11 protein-coding genes and 1 tRNA gene are annotated in these 17,936 nt (G+C 33.3%); 9 read left to right on the top strand and 3 right to left on the bottom strand.

The features are described from left to right. Together ACEN2K_RS03555 and ACEN2K_RS03550 are read right to left on the bottom strand one after the other, a co-directional pair. Positions 1–73, bottom strand: a tRNA-Gly gene (locus tag ACEN2K_RS03555). Positions 74–455: 382 nt separating this feature from the next. Then, positions 456–1,178, bottom strand: coding sequence for a murein L,D-transpeptidase catalytic domain family protein (locus ACEN2K_RS03550; protein WP_441757930.1), 723 nt, complete (start codon positions 1,176–1,178; stop codon positions 456–458). A gap of 189 nt (positions 1,179–1,367) precedes the next feature. Here ACEN2K_RS03550 and ACEN2K_RS03545 point away from each other — a divergent pair, with 189 nt between their 5' ends. The 9 genes from ACEN2K_RS03545 (at position 1,368) to ACEN2K_RS03505 (ending at position 15,031) form a co-directional block, all read left to right on the top strand. Then, positions 1,368–3,785, top strand: coding sequence for a DUF5916 domain-containing protein (locus tag ACEN2K_RS03545; protein ID WP_441757929.1), 2,418 nt, complete (start codon positions 1,368–1,370; stop codon positions 3,783–3,785). A gap of 134 nt (positions 3,786–3,919) precedes the next feature. After that, positions 3,920–6,340: a DUF5916 domain-containing protein gene (locus tag ACEN2K_RS03540; RefSeq protein ID WP_441757928.1), complete on the top strand. Its 2,421-nt coding sequence runs from the start codon at positions 3,920–3,922 to the stop codon at positions 6,338–6,340. A 140-nt stretch (positions 6,341–6,480) separates the two neighbouring features. Then, positions 6,481–7,998 (top strand): 2,3-bisphosphoglycerate-independent phosphoglycerate mutase, encoded by a 1,518-nt coding sequence (gpmI, locus tag ACEN2K_RS03535; protein ID WP_441757927.1) that lies wholly within the window; start codon positions 6,481–6,483, stop codon positions 7,996–7,998. A 114-nt stretch (positions 7,999–8,112) separates the two neighbouring features. After that, entirely contained in the window at positions 8,113–8,787 is a 675-nt protein-coding gene (locus ACEN2K_RS03530) for a TetR/AcrR family transcriptional regulator (protein ID WP_441757926.1), read from the top strand. Between the two features lie 6 nt (positions 8,788–8,793). After that, positions 8,794–10,458, top strand: coding sequence for a peptidase domain-containing ABC transporter (locus tag ACEN2K_RS03525; protein WP_441757925.1), 1,665 nt, complete (start codon positions 8,794–8,796; stop codon positions 10,456–10,458). 3 nt (positions 10,459–10,461) lie between these two features. Beyond that, positions 10,462–11,811 carry an HlyD family secretion protein gene (locus tag ACEN2K_RS03520; protein WP_441757924.1) on the top strand — a complete coding sequence of 450 codons (1,350 nt, stop codon included), beginning with the start codon at positions 10,462–10,464 and terminating at the stop codon, positions 11,809–11,811. Next, a complete protein-coding gene (locus tag ACEN2K_RS03515) occupies positions 11,811–13,208 on the top strand; it encodes a TolC family protein (protein ID WP_441757923.1) in 1,398 nt (465 codons plus the stop codon). The genes ACEN2K_RS03520 and ACEN2K_RS03515 overlap by 1 nt, the downstream gene beginning before the upstream one ends. A gap of 43 nt (positions 13,209–13,251) precedes the next feature. Beyond that, entirely contained in the window at positions 13,252–14,070 is an 819-nt protein-coding gene (map, locus tag ACEN2K_RS03510) for a type I methionyl aminopeptidase (RefSeq protein ID WP_441757922.1), read from the top strand. 127 nt (positions 14,071–14,197) lie between these two features. Continuing rightward, positions 14,198–15,031 carry a class I SAM-dependent methyltransferase gene (locus ACEN2K_RS03505; RefSeq protein WP_441757921.1) on the top strand — a complete coding sequence of 278 codons (834 nt, stop codon included), beginning with the start codon at positions 14,198–14,200 and terminating at the stop codon, positions 15,029–15,031. A gap of 67 nt (positions 15,032–15,098) precedes the next feature. On the opposite strand, the gene ACEN2K_RS03500 is transcribed toward ACEN2K_RS03505, so the two are convergent. Continuing rightward, positions 15,099–17,912 (bottom strand): M16 family metallopeptidase, encoded by a 2,814-nt coding sequence (locus tag ACEN2K_RS03500; RefSeq protein WP_441757920.1) that lies wholly within the window; start codon positions 17,910–17,912, stop codon positions 15,099–15,101. Positions 17,913–17,936: the final 24 nt, after the last annotated feature.

Genomic DNA, 17,936 nt, shown 5'->3' with positions numbered 1-17,936 from the left:
AGCGAAAGACGAGGCTCGAACTCGCGACAACCAGCTTGGAAGGCTGGAGCTCTACCAACTGAGCTACTTTCGCATTACTGTGGTGCAAATATAAATAATAAATTGAGTTAAAAACAAGTTTTTTTCGAAAAAAAATGAGACAAATTTAACTTGCGAGCGTAACGGTTTTAGAACTAAATCATTACCCATAAACTTTTTTTTAGTCCTTATCTGCTGTTAGGCATAAAATAGCAGTCTTTACCGATCCAATCATAAAATTAAATGCGAATTTTAAATCACAAAGTAGCTTAAATACTCATATAAGATCAAAGTATTTTATAAACAACAAATAAAAACAGTTCGAAATTCAATTACTATTTGAAAATCTAGTGAAAAAAATCACTTTAAAGCAGTCCATTAAAAAAGCCAATCAAAATTTTGATTGGCTTTTTTAATACTTATAAATCGTGTTCTTTTTAAGAAACTAGTTTTGATGCTATTTTATAGTTATCTGAAGGGAAATAAATGAACAAACAAGACTTATCCTTAATTGTTTGAATGATTCCACTAGTTAACTCAAGAGGTATAGCCGGACAACCTAAGCTTCTACCTAATCTTTTGTTGCTTTTTATAAATGAATTGGAAACGTAATCAGCGCCATGAATGACTACTGCTCTTTCTCTTGCATTACTATTAATACCTTTCTCAAGTCCGTCTAGTTTTAAAGACTTGCCGTGTTTCCCAACATAGATTTCTCCAGTTGCATAAAAACCAAGGCTACTTTTAAATGAAGAAGAAACATTAGAAAAGCTAGTGGCAAATTCATTACCCGTATTTCTTCCGTGTGCCACTAATGTATTATACAATATAGTATTTGTAGCTAAATCAATAACCCACAACCTGTTAGTATTAGAAGACATACTAAAATCGATAACAGTCAGCACATCTTTACGTACTAACCCTTTCTCCTTTAGCAAATTAAAACCTTTCAAAGCTTCGCTAAAAACTTCTAATTTAGGTAATGGAAATTGATTGGAATTTAATTGATTGTAAACAGTTTCTTCATTTGTCTCTGTAGTTTTAGAAACAACTTCAACATATTCTTTTTTAGTAATGTTCTTTGATTCAGTATTAAAGTTGTTTGCATGGAACACTGACAACATTATTAAGATAACAGCAGGGATTGTCTTATAAATCATTGATTATAATTAAATTACATAAATAGATTAAGGGATTGCAAATTTATAAAAATTATATTTAATCTTGTAACATCCAAGTTAAAAATAGGTTAATACTTCATTTTGTAAATATTGTATTACAATAAAAATAACATTGTATTTGCTTTTTGTGTTAATTATCTTATTTTTGCTTAATTGTATTCTTAATTTATGAAGAAATCCTACTGTTTATACGCTCTAACCTTTATTTTTTTCAACGTTTCTGCATATTGTCAGAAAAAAGTACTATTTGCTAAGCCAATTACCCAAGGACTTACTATAGATGCAAAATTAAATGAAGACCAATGGAAAAACGATTCTGAAATCGCAACAGATTTTGTGATGTTTGAACCAGATAACGGAAAACCCATTAGCGAAGATAAAAAGACAGAAGTAAAAGTTTTATATGATAATGACGCTATTTACATCTCTGCCGTGTTATACGATAACGAACCAAGCAAGATTCAACGAGAAATTACGAACCGTGATGTTTTTGGTGTTTCTGATCATTTCTCCGTTTCGATAAATGGATTCAATGACGGTCAGCAAGACTTTCGTTTTTATGTAAGCGCCGCTGGCGTGCAAATGGATTGCTTATCTACAGAGGGTGGAGATGATTATTCTTGGGATGCCATTTGGGACAGTGAAGTAGCCATTACTGACTATGGATGGGTAGTCGAAATGAAAATTCCTTACGCTGCATTACGTTTTTCTAATGCACAAAAACAAACTTGGGGAATAAATTTTAAAAGAGAAATAAAAAGAGACGTACAAACGTATACATGGAATCATGTTGATACAAAGATTGGTGCTGTAATTACTCAGGCGGGAATCCTTGAAGGTATAGAGAATATAAAAACACCTACTCGATTATTTTTTATACCGTACACATCAGCATATTACCAAGAAGATGATTTTGCATCAGACAGAACTTTTAAAGCTGGTTTAGACATTAAGTACGGAATTAATGATTCCTTTACTCTGGACGCAATTTTAGTACCTGACTTTGGGCAAACAAAATTTGACAATGCTATATTGTACTTAGATCCTTTTGAACAGAAACTGGAAGAAAACCGTCCGTTTTTTACTGAGGGAACTAATTTATTTAATATTGGTAATCTATTTTATTCGCGACGTATTGGAGGTTTTCCTTCAAGAGAACCAATACCCGAAGCAAATGAAGAAATTACCGAGTACCCTAGTACCGTAAATTTATTAAACGCAGTAAAAGTTTCTGGTCGAACGGAGAAAGGTCTAGGAATAGGGTTCTTGAATGCGGTTACCAAAAAAACATTTGCTACTATTGAAAAAACCACTCTAAACGACGATGACGAAGAAGTAATAGAAACACGCAGAGAGGTCATTGAACCTTTAACAAACTACAACATGCTTGTTCTTGACCAACGCTTCAATGGAAATTCTTCTGTTTCATTTGTTAATGCTAATACTACACGAAATGGTGATTTTAGAGATGCAAATGCCTCTGCCTTAGTTTTTGATTTAAGCACTAAAGCAAACACTTATAATCTATATGGAGACTTTAAGTACAGTACCGTAAACGATATCCAAAATTACGACGGCTTTAAAACATCGTTAAACTTTGCTAAAACCAGCGGTCAATACCGTTACACAGTCTCTGGAAAATATATTTCAAGCGATTATGACATTAATGATCTTGGTTTAGTTTTCTACACTAATTATCATAATGCCTATGTTAATGGAAGTTACAGAATTCTTAATCCTATTAAATACTTCAACACTTTCAAGGTCGAGCAAGAGCTGAATTTAGAATTGCAAAACACCACTGGAAAAATGCAAGAAGGTTGGTACAAAACGCTCATTAAAGCACGCACCAAGAAAAATCATTATATGGAATTTGCATTGGTTATAAACCCGTTTGAAACCTATGATTTTTATGAACCTCGTGTAGCTGGTAGGTATTTAGAAATTCCTAAGAGAGTTACTTCTTATTTTGGAGTAGAATTTAACCGCAATAATGCCTTTACATTTGATTTCACACCTAGCATTGCGGTGTATGATCAAGATAAAAGAGTAAGCTACGGTTTAGCACTAGGACCTAAATACCGTTTTAACGACAAATTCTCTCTTTACTTTGTGATGGATTATACAAAAAAGATCAATGATCGAGGATGGGTCGCTTTTGATAATTCAGATATTATTATTGGGCAACGTGATAGAGAAATACTGCAAAATGACTTGACAGGGAAATATGCTATCAACAATAAAATGACTCTTAATTTAACTGCACGTTACTATTGGTCATACTCTGACAATAAAAAATTCTTGACTTTACAAGACGACGGTACCGTTATTGACAACACTGCCTTCAATTTGAATAAAAACAGAAATTTCAATTCCTGGAATTTAGATCTTTCTTATTCATGGTGGTTTGCTCCTGGCAGTGAGCTGTCCATTCTATATCGTAACTATTCTCAAGAAAGCACTAGAGTTGTAGAGAGAAATTTAGGTCAAAATTTAAAAAATGTTTTCGATAGTAATATGACCAATATTCTATCGATAAGTGTTCGTTATTTTATTGATTACAACAGAGTGAAAAATAAATTCTAAAGTTTATACGTTAAAGTGTAACAATCTATTTTAAAGATAGTCTATTAATAGGAAGCTATTAATTCACAAAATAGGATGACTATTTTGTGATAAAAGGCATCTAAAACAATTGATATACCATTACATTTTCATTCATGAAGAACTCCTTTTTGCTAGCATTCTTTTTTTTTCTAAGCTTATTTGGCTACAGCCAAAAAAAAGTATTACAGACTAAATCAACAACTGAAAACATCACTATTGATGGGAAGTTAGATGAGAAGATTTGGGAATCTACTCCTGAGGCTAAAGACTTCGTGATGTTTAGACCTGATAATGGAAAACCAATCCCTGATAATAAAAAAACTACCGTTAAAGTAATCTACGATAATGACGCCGTGTATATTGCAGCATTAATGTATGATGACGAACCTAATAAAATTTTAAAAGAAATTTCTCAAAGAGATAATTTTGGAACTTCTGATTTGTTTGGTGTTTTTATCAACGGTTTTAATGATGGTCAACAAGATTTTCAATTTTATGTTTGTGCATCAGATGGCCAAGCAGATTGTATTACTACAGACGCCAATGGAGAAGATTACTCTTGGGATGCCGTTTGGAAAAGTAAAGCGTTAATAACCGACTTTGGTTGGACTGTAGAAATGAGAATACCATATGCCGCCTTGCGCTTCTCTGGTGAGAAAAAGCAAACCTGGGGACTAAATTTCTTTAGAGAAATAAGAAGAGACCGTCAAAAATATACTTGGAATTTTATCGATTCAAAGTTAGGTACGTTCACACAACAGTCTGGAGTTTTAGAAGGAATTGAAAACATCAAACCTCCTACTCGCTTGTTCCTTTTACCCTATTCTTCTTTTTATGTAAATGCTAATTCACGCCAAAAAACATACGGAACCCTTAAAGGAGGGCTAGATATTAAATACGGAATTAACGATGCCTTTACTCTAGACGCAATTTTAATCCCTGATTTTGGACAAACAAAATACGACGATCAAATATTAAACTTAGGCCCTTTCGAACAGCAATTCAATGAGAACCGATCTTTTTTTACAGAAGGAACTGACCTTTTTAGTAAAGGAGACTTATTATACTCTAGAAGAATTGGCGGAAGCCCTTCAGTATACCCAACAGCTTTAACAAATGAGGAAGTCATAGAAAACCCCTCTACAGTAAATTTAATTAATGCTTTAAAGGTTTCTGGAAGAACAAAAGGTGGATTAGGAATTGGCGTTTTAAATGCGGTAACCGAAAAAACTTACGCAACCATTCAAGATACCATCACACAAGAAAGCAGAAGAGAATTAGTGGAACCCTTAACAAATTATAATGTATTAGTTCTTGACCAGCGTTTTAGAAAAAATTCCTCTATATCTTTCATAAATACTAATGTCACTAGAAACTCTAATTTTCGTGATGCGAATGTATCTGCTTTGGTTTGGGATTTAAACACTAAAAAAAATACTTACAATTTATCTGGGAACTTCAAGTACAGCTATATCAATGCTCTAGAAGATAAAAAAGGTATTTACACTACCTTAAATTTTGCAGAGACGAGTGGAAAATACAGATACAGTTTTGGTGCTGACCTAGTTTCTAAAGATTACGACAATAACGACTTGGGAATTAACTTTGAGACCAATTATTATAGTATCTATGGAAATGCCAATTATAGAATTTTAAACCCCACAAAACTGTTTAATACTTTTAGATTAAACTACAATATGTATACACAGTTTCATAAAGAAACGGGAAAAATTCAAGGAAACAACATCAATATTAATGTAAACCTGGACACTAAAAAAAATCATTATGTTGGTTTTGGCGTCAATATCAATCCTATTGAATCTTATGATTTCTACGAAGCGAGAGTTGACAATAGGTACGTAATACTACCACAACGATACAATGCTTGGTTGTACATTTCTACCAATTACAATAATCAATTCGCCTTTGATTTCAATCCTTCTTACTCCATTTTTAACGAAACAGAAAGAAGTACTTATGAGTTCTCTTTAGGTCCAAGATACCGTTTTAACGACAAGTTTTCATTAAGTTATAATTTTGATTTTCAAAGAAGAAATAACAATAAAGGTTTTGTTGACAGTATTGATGAAGACTTAAACAACGCAACACCAGAAACTATTATTTTTGCTAATCGAAACGTTGTTACTTATGCAAATAGCATCTCTGGAAAATATTCTGTCAGCAGCAAAATGAATTTCAATTTAGCGGTGCGTCAGTACTGGTCATATGCCGAAAATAAAAATTACCTATCATTAGAACAAAACGGTAGATTAGCTAATTACAGTTCTTATACAACTAATAAAAATTCGAGTTTCTACTCTTGGAATTTTGATTTATCATACTCTTGGTGGTTTGCGCCCGGAAGTCAAGTATCTGTCCTTTATAGAAATAATGCAGCCGATTTTGAAAACCTGATTAACAAGAAGTTTGAAAAAAACATTACGAGCTTACTAAATAATGAAGCACTTAGTCACACTTTTTCAATCAGTGTAAAATATTTTATTGACTACAATAGCTTAAAAAGCAAATCTTAAAGTGCATAAATTTTAAAAAAACACGGCATACACAATTAAATTACTATTATTTTAAAGGGTTCTCTCCTGAATGTATAATAGTAACTTTGTTGACTCAGAAGATTTTATAAATACTTTATCTTTGTTTAAAATATATTAAAATGAACAAGAAAGTTATACTAATGATTTTGGACGGCTGGGGTAAATCTCCCGACCCGAAAGTATCTGCAATCGACAATGCTAATGTCCCTTTTATAAACAGCCTTTATACTAAATACCCTAGTGCACAATTACGCACTGACGGTCTCCATGTTGGTCTTCCAGAGGGACAAATGGGAAATAGTGAAGTAGGTCATATGAATCTGGGTGCTGGAAGGATTGTATACCAAGATTTAGCCAAAATTAATTTGGCTGTAGCCAATAAAACTTTAGCACAGGAACAAGTATTGAAAGATGCCTTTCAATATGCAAAAGACAATCATAGAAAAGTACATTTTTTAGGATTAGTATCTGATGGAGGTGTTCACTCCCATACCTCTCACCTGCGCGGACTGATTGATGCTACTCAAGACTACGGACTTCAGGATGTATTTGTTCACGCTTTTACGGATGGCCGTGATGTAGATCCTAAATCTGGTAAAAAATACATTCAAGATTTAGAAAATTATATCGCTAACACTTCGGTAAAATTAGCTTCCATCATTGGTCGCTACTATGCGATGGATAGAGACAAACGTTGGGAGCGCGTTAAATTAGCTTACGATTTACTAGTAAATGGAAAAGGAACTCCTTCAAAAAATGCTATTGTTAGTATCGAAAAAAGCTACCAAGATGAGGTAACGGATGAATTTATTAATCCAATTGTTATGGTTGATAATTTTGATATTCCCGTAGCAACAATACAAGAGGATGATGTTGTGATTTTCTTTAACTTTAGAACCGACAGAGGAAGAGAGTTAACCGAAGCCTTATCACAACAAGATTTCCATGAACAAAACATGCATAAATTGAACTTGTACTTCGTCACGCTCACTAATTATGACGAAACCTACAGAAATGTAAAAGTGGTCTATAACAAAGACAACATCACAGAAACATTAGGTGAAGTATTAGAAAAAAACAACAAAACCCAGATTAGAATTGCTGAAACTGAGAAATATCCTCATGTTACTTTCTTCTTTTCAGGTGGTAGAGAAATTCCTTTTAGAGGCGAACACCGCATTTTAAGAAATTCTCCGAAGGTGGCAACTTATGATTTAAAGCCAGAAATGAGCGCCTTTGAACTTACAAGCGCATTAATTCCCGAATTAGAAAAAGAAAATGTAGATTTTGTATGTTTGAATTTTGCTAATGGCGATATGGTAGGACATACTGGTATAATGACAGCCGCTATAAAAGCCTGCGAAGCTGTTGATCAATGTGTCGAACAAGTAATCACTACAGCACTTGCTCATAACTACACAACCATCGTCATTGCTGATCATGGAAATTGTGAAACAATGATTAATCCTGATGGTAGCCCTAATACGGCACATACTACAAATCCAGTTCCTTTTATCTTAGTAGACAAAGACATTAAAGTAATACACGATGGTGTACTTGGAGATATTGCTCCTACTATTTTAGAATTAATGGGCATAGAAAAGCCGGCAGTTATGACACGTCATTCTCTATTATAGTTATCCTATAATTCTTTCAAATTTTAAAGGTTGTCTTATCAAGACAGCCTTTTTTTATAAAATACATTGTTTTTAATAGTAATACTATTATATTTGCATTAAATAATATTAATTATGAAAGACTTAATTGCAACAATCAAAATACAAGTCAATGATAAAATCTTTGTAAAAGATCCTGAAACTTCAAAACTGGGCAAGAAAATCATTCAAGAAAGTATATTGTTGATAGATGCAATAGGCTTTGACAACTTTACTTTTAAAAAATTAGGCGAAAAAATAGGTTCTAATGAAAGTTCTATTTATCGTTATTTTGAAAATAAACATAAGTTATTAGTTTACCTTTCTTCATGGTATTGGAGCTGGATGGAGTACAAATTATTTTTTGCCACAAACAATATAGCAGACCCGTTTGACAAACTCAAAAAGGCAATTACTATAGTGACTGAAAAAATTGAAGATGATGAAGCCACTGAACATATTAATGAGGCGATTTTAAATAAAATAATAATTTCTGAGTTTACAAAAACACTGCACACTAAAGAAGTAGATGAAGAAAACAAAATAGGCTTTTTTCTAATATACAAAAGAGTAATTAACAGGATAATAGCATTAATTAGTGAGGTAAATCCTGACTATCCTTTTGCAAAAAGTCTTGCGTCGAATATAATTGAAGGTGCCTTGCATCAGCAATTTTTAAGAGAGCACCTAACCACCATCACTAACTGCAATAAGGAAATAAGTCCTACTGATTTTTATATCCATCTGATTACAATAGTCTTAAAAAAATAGAAAAATATGACTCCATTAAAGCGTTTTTACAATTTATTAGCTCTTGATAAAAAAGACATTACTCAACTATTCTTTTATGCCATATTTGCTGGACTAATTAGTTTATCACTTCCTCTAGGGATTCAAGCGATTATCAATTTCATACAATCGGGACGTGTGAGTGTATCTTGGATAGTATTAATCTTTCTGGTTGTGATGGGCGTTGCCTTAGTGGGTATTTTATCATTAATGCAGCTGCGAATAACAGAAAATTTACAACAAAAGATTTTTGTGCGTTCCTCCTTTGAATTTGCAGCACGATTACCCAAAATAAAGTTTGAAGAATTATACAATAGTTATCCTCCTGAACTGGCCAACCGATTTTTTGATACCATCACGATTCAAAAGGGTACCTCAAAGTTACTAATTGACTTTTCAGCTGCCTTACTGCAAATAATATTTGGGATAATTTTATTGTCGCTTTATCATCCCTATTTTATTGTATTTGGTATCATGCTGATTATATTGCTTTACTTCATTTTTAAATTATCATACAAACCTGGTTTAGAGACTAGTTTGAAGGAATCAAAAAATAAATATAAAGTAGCCAGATGGTTGCAGGAAATGGCGCGTAATAATTTCAGTTTTAGAAACCAGCTGAATTTTGATTTTGGTCTTCAAAAAAACGATCAATTAGTAAGTGACTATTTAAATTACCGTGAAAAACATTTCAATGTTATTAAAAGACAATTTACGCAGCTGATCATTTTTAAAATCATTATTACAGCAAGTTTGCTTTCGATAGGAGGCTTTCTAGTAGTTTCACAACAAATGAATATTGGACAATTCGTTGCAGCGGAAATCATTATTTTATTAGTAATTAATTCCGTAGAAAAAATAATCTTAGGGATGGAAACCTTTTATGATGTGTTGACTTCTGTAGAAAAAATAGGTCAAGTTGCCGACTTAAGTCTTGAAGAAGAATTTGATACTGAAAACACCAATTTTTGTTATGCCGATATCACATTGGAAACAGAAAAAGTAAAATTCAAATTTCCTGATTCTAAAAATGCGATTCTAAACGATATTTCTTTAAAAATTGATCAAGGCGAACGTATTATCATCACAGGAGAAAATGGTGCTGGAAAAACAACATTAATCCGAATTTTATCAGGTTTAATAAAACCAACATCGGGAAGTTTTTATATCAACGATGATACTTTTAAAAAGATAGATTTAAAACAGTACCGCTCGCAAATAGGTAGTGTAATTTATGGCGAAACCCCATTTGAAGGAACAATTTATGAAAACATTACTTATAATGATCACGCTATTAGTCAAGAGGATTTAAAATGGGCACTTGACGGCCTGCAGTTAACATCCTATATTAAATCATTAGCTGAAAGCTTAGAAACTAAAATTTTTCCAGAAGGGAGACAATTATCTTCATCGAATGCTCAAAAAATACTTTTAGCCAGAAGTATTATTCACAAACCCAGAATTCTATTTTATGAAGACCCAACAGACACTATGGATGAAAAAGTAGCAAATGAAATTATTGACTTTATTACTGCTAAAGAAAATAAATGGACCATAATTGTATCTTCTAAAAATCCATATTGGAAAACGAAATGCAACAGAGAAATCAACATGCACGAAGGACGTATTCAACTAGACTCAAAAAATTTATAAGCTATGCTAAATATATCTGACAATAATAAAACAAACTTACCCAGCTTAAAAAACTTTGAAACCATAAAAAAGCTGAATTCAGATTCGAGCTATAAGATTTTGAACAAGATCATTCTATTCTTTTTTGTTTTGGGAGTGCTTATTCTCTTTTTACCTTGGACACAAAACATATCAGGTTCTGGATCTGTAACCACTTTAAAACCCAATCAAAGACCACAATCAATACAAAGTGTTATATCTGGTCGAATAGAAAACTGGTACGTTCAGGAAGGCGATTTTGTAAATAAAGGAGATACCATCCTTTTTATATCAGAAATCAAAGAGGATTATATGGATCCAAATCTTGTTGCCAATACTCAAAAGCAGGTCAATGCAAAAAAACTTTCTCTTGAATCCTATGGCTCAAAAGTAAAAACAATGACTGGGCAAATTCAGAACATTGAAAGTGAAAAACGACTTAAATTAGAACAAGCACAAAACAAAATTAAACAGGCACTATTAAAAATTAAAAGTGACAGTATGGATCTCGTTGCCGTAAAAACGCAGTTGAAAATTGCCAATACACAGTTTGATCGCGCTGTACAGTTAAACAGTGAAGGCCTTAAACCCTTAACTGACGTAGAAGATAAAAGGTTAAAACTACAGGAAGTTGAAGCCAAAATAATTACGCAAGAAAACAAGTTTCTTACAAGTAAAAATGAATTTATCAATGCCAAAGTAGAAACAGGTAGAATTACATCAGAGTATGCTGAAAAAGTATCAAAAGCTCAAAGCGACCAATATACTGCGATGAGCAATCAATTTGATACGGAAGCACAAGTCAATAAGTTGGAAAATCAGTACGCAAATTATAGTATAAGAAACGGAATGTACTACATCAAAGCACCACAAAGTGGTTATGTAAACAGAGTGTTGCAAGCTGGAATTGGTCAAACTGTAAAAGAAGGAACTCCAATCGTTACCATAATGCCTGCTCAATATGACATTGCTGTAGAAACCTACGTAGATCCCATTGATTTGCCACTTATCAACAAAGGCGAAAAAGTTAGAATATGGTTTGATGGATGGCCTACAATCGTTTTCTCAGGATGGCCTGATGTTTCTTATGGAACTTTTGGCGGAAGGATTGTTGCTATAGAAAACTTTATTAGTGACAACGGAAAATACCGTATACTAATAGCGCCAGACAAAGAAGAAGCTGCTTGGCCTAAAAAAATTAGTATTGGTTCTGGTGCCGAAACAATTGCTTTATTAGACACCGTACCCATATGGTTTGAGGTATGGCGTATTTTAAATGGGTTTCCGCCAAATTATTACAAAACAGATGCAAAATCAGTAAAAGAGAAAAAATAATGAAACAAATTCTTATCCTTTTTCTATTCTTCGGTTGTATAGCTTTTGGGCAAGTTCCCTTGCCTAATGCTTCCAAGGAATTTACTTATAACGAATTTTTGGGCTATGTGAAAAAATACCATCCTTTAGTTAAAAATGCTAATTTAGAAATCAATAAAGCGCAGGCAAATTTGATGATGGCTCGCGGTGGATTTGATCCAAAAATTGAAGTCGATTTTAAAGAAAAGCAATTCAAAGACAAAGAATATTATTCGATACTTAATAGCAGCTTTAAAATTCCTACCTGGTACGGAATCGAAATTAAAGCGGGTTTTGACAATAATGACGGTATTTATTTAAACCCTGAAAACACCGTTCCTAATCAAGGTCTGACTTCGTTAGGAATTACAGTGCCGCTAGGACAAGGCTTGTTTATCAATCAAAGAATGGCCGATGTGCGCAAGGCAAAAATTCAGTTGAATCTGAGCCAGGCGGAACGTAAACTACAAGCCATTGCGGTTTTATACGATGCCTCATTAGCTTACTTTAATTGGAAAAAAACCTTTAACGAAGTAAAACTATACGAAACTTATAATAACAATGCGCAAATACGATTCAAAGGAATTAAATCTTTAATTAAATCGGGAGATAAACGTGCTATTGATAGTATTGAAGCAGGAATTAGCGTAAAAAATAGAATCCTAAACCTAGAAGATTCTAAATTGAAATTAAATAAAGCAAAGCTTGAATTGTCTAATTTTCTTTGGTTAGAAAACACTATCCCACTGGAATTAGCCGACAATGTTATTCCAGAAACCGATATAGAGCACAGTATACAAGAGACTTTAAAGACCAATGATTTGGTAAATGCTGATTTCTCGCTGGAAAATCATCCAAAAATGAATGCCCTTACAAGCAAAATGGATATATTGACGATAGAGAAAAAATTAAAAGCAAACATGTTATTACCTAAAGTGGACATCGGTTATTCTTATATTGCTGAACCTAGCTATTTCGATAATTATCAATTAGAAAATTATAAAGTGGGTGTTAATTTTTATTTTCCTTTGTTTTTACGAAAAGAACGCGGGAGCTTAAAACTGGCCCAATACAAAATTCAAGAATTAGAGTTCACAATGAATCTAGAACGCGTGCAGCTCTCGAATAAAATTAGCGCCCAAAAAACAGAAATCCAGTCTTTAGAAAAGCAAAATAAAATTATAAAATCACTAGCCGAAGATTATGCAGTAATGTTAAAATCAGAGGAGCGGCTATTTACATTTGGCGAAAGCTCGCTATTTTTAATAAACAGTAGAGAAAATAGTTTGATTAGTGCACAGCTTGCTTCCATAGCTTTAGAAAACAGATATTTCAATGCTAATGCTGAACTTTTTAAAATTTTGGCCAACCCTGATTAAATAATTTAAAAATCGTACTTTTGCCAACTGAAAAAAAGACAACATGATTATAGTTAAATCCCGTGAAGAAATAGAATTAATGCGCGAAAGTGCATTAATAGTATCGAAAACATTAGGAATGATTGCTTCTGAAATTAAAGAAGGAGTGACTACATTACATTTAGACAAATTAGCTGAAGAATTTATCCGTGACCATGGAGCGGTTCCAAGTTTCCTAGGTTTATACGGTTTTCCAAACTCATTGTGTATGAGTCCGAATTCTCAAGTAGTACACGGTATACCTAATAATACCCCGCTTCAAAGTGGTGATGTAATATCTGTTGACTGTGGTGCGTTTAAAAATGGCTATCATGGAGATCATGCTTATTCTTTTGAAATAGGTGAGGTAGCGCCTGAAACAAAAAAATTGTTACAAGTTACTAAGGAATCTTTGTACGTAGGTATCCGCGAATTTAAAGCTGGAAATCGCGTAGAAGATGTAGGTAATGCGATTCAAAAATATACAGAAGCTCACGGTTACGGTGTGGTTCGCGAATTAGTAGGGCACGGTTTAGGGCAAAAGATGCACGAAGATCCAGAAATGCCTAATTACGGAAAACGCGGTCGTGGAAAACTTTTTGTAGAAGGAATGGTGGTTGCTATTGAACCAATGATCAATCTTGGAACAAGAAATATTAAACAACACAAAGACGGCTGGACTATCACAACCGCTGATAACAAACCAAGTGCTCACTTTGAACATGATGTTGCTCTTGTTGATGGAAAACCAGAGATACTTTCGACATTTGCCTATGTATATCAGGCATTAGGAATAGTTAGCAATGAAGAAGATGAATTTAGAAAAGTTCCTTTAGTTTTATAATTATTTTTTGAGAAAGCAGAAAGTTAGAACTGAATCTCAAAGAAATAATAGTAAATGATTTATTAATTCAAATACAGAAATCTAAAAAATCTCTGCAAAATCTTAGCGAATCTCTGTGTAACTCATTATGAAAAAACTTTTCAAACTCGTACTTAATACCATTCCTCGTCCCATACTTATTCGTTTAAGTTATGTCGCGAGACCAGTTTTGGCTTTAGCTTTAAAAGGGACGACTTTTACTGATCCTATTGACGGGAAAAGCTTTAAAAGCTTCTTACCTTATGGATATGGAACGCAACGTAACAACGTGCTTTCACCAAGTACACTTTCGCTAGAAAGACACCGTTTGCTGTGGTTATACCTCAACGAAAAGACCGATTTTTTTAAACCTGAACCCGTTTCCGATTCCTCTGTTACAAATACAAACAGAATTAAATTACGAGGTACTGAAATAAATTCAGCATTAAAAGTATTGCACTTTGCTCCAGAACAAGCTTTTTATAAATTGTTTAGAAATCAGAAAAATCTAGATTACACTACAACCGATTTGTTTTCGCCACTGGCTGATGTAAAAGCAGATATTTGCAACCTGCCGTTTGAGGACAATCAATATGATGTTATTTTGTGCAATCACGTTCTAGAACACATTCCTGATGACACTAAAGCCATGCAAGAATTGTATCGGGTTTTAAAACCAGGCGGAATGGCAATTTTACAAATTCCTCAAGACCTCAATCGCGCAGTTACTTTTGCTGATGATACTATTACAGATCAGAAAAAACGCGCCGAGATATTTGGGCAGTACGATCATGTACGTATTTATGGTCGTGATTATTTTGACAAATTAAGAAGCATTGGCTTTACAGTACTCGAAGAAGATTACACCAATAAAATCGCACCCGAACTGGTTGAGAAATACTGTTTAGCAAAAGGAGAAATTATTCCCGTTTGCTTTAAATAAAACACAAACAAATAAAAAGCCCGCTAAATTAGATTTAGCGGGCTTTTTTTAATTTGATTACGTTAGCTTAGCTCTTAACCTCTGGCATAAGCATTGCAATAACTTTATCTTTAGTAAGGTATTTTTTAGCGACTGCTTGAATATCTTTAGCCGTAATTTTATTGATAGCTTCCTCCGTTTGAAGTACCTTATCAGGACTAGTTCCATCAATAAATGACTTAGTAAAATTACTCAACCAAAATCTATTGTCTTTAATGTCCTTCTTGTAATCTAAAAGTTCAGCTTCCTTAAATTTAGCTACATCCTTTTCATCAGGTCCATTATCGATAATTTTTTGCAGTTCTTTTAAAGCGGATGCTGTTAGTCTCTCTGCATTATCTGGTCCACAAGGAAATCCAATATTAAAACTGTAAGAACCAGTAGGAACTTTTGTCATATTCCCTCTCGCACTAATACCATAAACACCACTTTCATTTTCTCTCAGTTCTTCTATTAGCTTTATTGTTAGTACTTCGCCTAAGGCTTGCATAGCTAAATCCTCTTTTTCAGAGTAAACCGCGTCCCCATAATACATAATTGCTACTGTACTTTTAGGGTCCTTTCCTTTATTAACTACTTTTTTCAAGTCCCCTTTTAACATTTTGTAACCTAAATCAATGGCTTTTTCTTTAGTTTTAGTAGAAGGTAGAGAAGCGATGTATTTAGCAGAAAACGCTTCGATTACTTTTTCATCCACATTTCCAACAAAGAAAAACTCAAAATCTGCAGCATTAGCAAAACGTTCTTTGTACTTTTTATAAGCCAATTCATAGTCAGTTTGCGCCCAAGATTTCTCATTCGGAATCAATCCGTTGAATCTAGGATTTTCTTTCATCAGATAAGCATACAGTTCTTGTTGGAAATAAAAAGAAGGTTGAGAAGCCATATTATTATAAAAAGCAGATTGTTTTTGCTTAAATCCTTCGAATGCTTCTTTGTCTAAATTCAAATCGGTAAAATAAGCATGAACACTTTGAAATAAATATTCTAAATCCTTTGGCGTAGCAGTACCTCTAAGTCCTTCGGTAACTGCACCAATATAAGGATTCACTGAAGCTATCTTACCCGACATAAATTTATCAATATCGTTGATTTTTAGCCCTGAAAAACCTGCTTGAGCTAATGCTCCATTTGCAAACTGTGTCTTTATAGCCTCCTCATTAGAGTAGGTGTTCGTTCCTCCAAAACTAACCCCTTCCATCCTAATTTCGTCATTTTTAAAGTCAGTTTTCTTGTAAGTTACTTTTGCTCCATTAGAAAGGAATAGTGTAGTAGCACCAATTTTAGTATCAGTTTCTTTTTTTACAATAGTACCTGATTTAATTTCGTTTCTCAGTAAAGAAGTAACCGCTTTAGAATCTTCGTAAGGAGTAACTTCATCAGAATTAATATTTAAAGCATCTAAAACTTGCTTTTCTGTTACTTTTACTAAACCTTCTTTTTCAGGACCAGTAATAACCACAACGCGGTTATCTTCTTTAACTAATCCTTTAATATAACCATTTACATCAGCTAAAGTCACTTGTGGCAACAGTTGTTTAGTAGTCTTAAATTCCCATTCAATTCCAGGAGCAGGAACTTGTTCTAGAAATTGTGATTGATACTGTGCTACAAAATTATCTGAATCAGTTTTATCTTTATCGTTAAACTGTTTTTCATAACGGGCAATTATTTCAGATTTTGCACGATCTAATTCGTTTTGAGTAAAACCATATTTCTTTGCTCTTTCATTTTCTGTCGCTAATACTTTAAGTGCAGATAGTTGTTTGTCTTCTTGCACTACAGCAAAGGATTGATAAGCTTCTTTTGATCTTGCATACGTTCCTCCGTGATAAGAATACCCATATGTAAAAGGTGGCGTCGGTGAGTTAACTAACTCTCCTAACCTATTATTAAGCATTGTCGTAAACAAACCTTCTACAAGGTTGTTTCTGTAATCCTCAATAGTTTTCATTTTCTTTGGTGCACCATAATCTTTATAGATCAATTGCACTTGCGTATAAGGGGCTTCTTTATCACTTTCAATAGCTACAAATGTTTCTTTATGATTAGGTACTTCATAAATTGTTCTATCCTTCTCATTAACTGGATTTTTATACTGCGAGAAATGATCTTTGATTTTTTTCTCCATTGCAGCTACATCAATATCACCCACAACGATGACGCTAATTAGATCTGGACGGTACCAATCTTTATAAAAACTTGTAATCTTATCATATTTGAAACTTTCTAGAATTTCTTTTTCACCTATTGGTAATCGTTCAGCATAGTGAGAATTATACATCATTTTAGGCAAATAACGACTCAACATCCTTTTATTAGCCCCAAGACCGATTCTGTATTCTTCTAAAACTACACCTCTCTCTTTCTCAATTTCTTCAGCTGTCAAATCAGCATTAAAGGCCCAGTCTTCAATAATATTAAAGCCGTTTTCAAGTTTTTCTGGACTGTCTGAAGGGATGGGTAAAAAATAAACCGTTTCATCAAAACTAGTATAAGCATTTAGATGCTGTCCAAATTTGACACCGATACTTTGCAAGTAATCCACCAATTTATTTTTAGGAAAACGTTTGGTACCATTAAAATTCATATGCTCCATGAAGTGAGCTAATCCTCTTTGATCGTCATTCTCAAGAATCGAACCTGCGTTAACTACTAAACGTAAGTCAACTTTATTCTCAGGTTTGGCATTTTTCTTGATGTAATAAGTTAATCCATTTTGAAGAACTCCTGTTTTTACGCTTGGATCTGTGGGGATTTTTTTAGATAAATCAATATCTTGTGCAAAAATTGCCGTTGAAAACAAAAATGCTCCCAAGGTAACTCTAGTAAATTGTTTCATGCTGTTTGGTTTATATTTTTAATA

Origin of the sequence: Flavobacterium sp. W21_SRS_FM3, from assembly GCF_052113625.1 — a bacterium.
Taxonomy (GTDB): Bacteria; Bacteroidota; Bacteroidia; order Flavobacteriales; family Flavobacteriaceae; genus Flavobacterium.
This window is presented reverse-complemented; position numbering and strand designations above follow the sequence as displayed.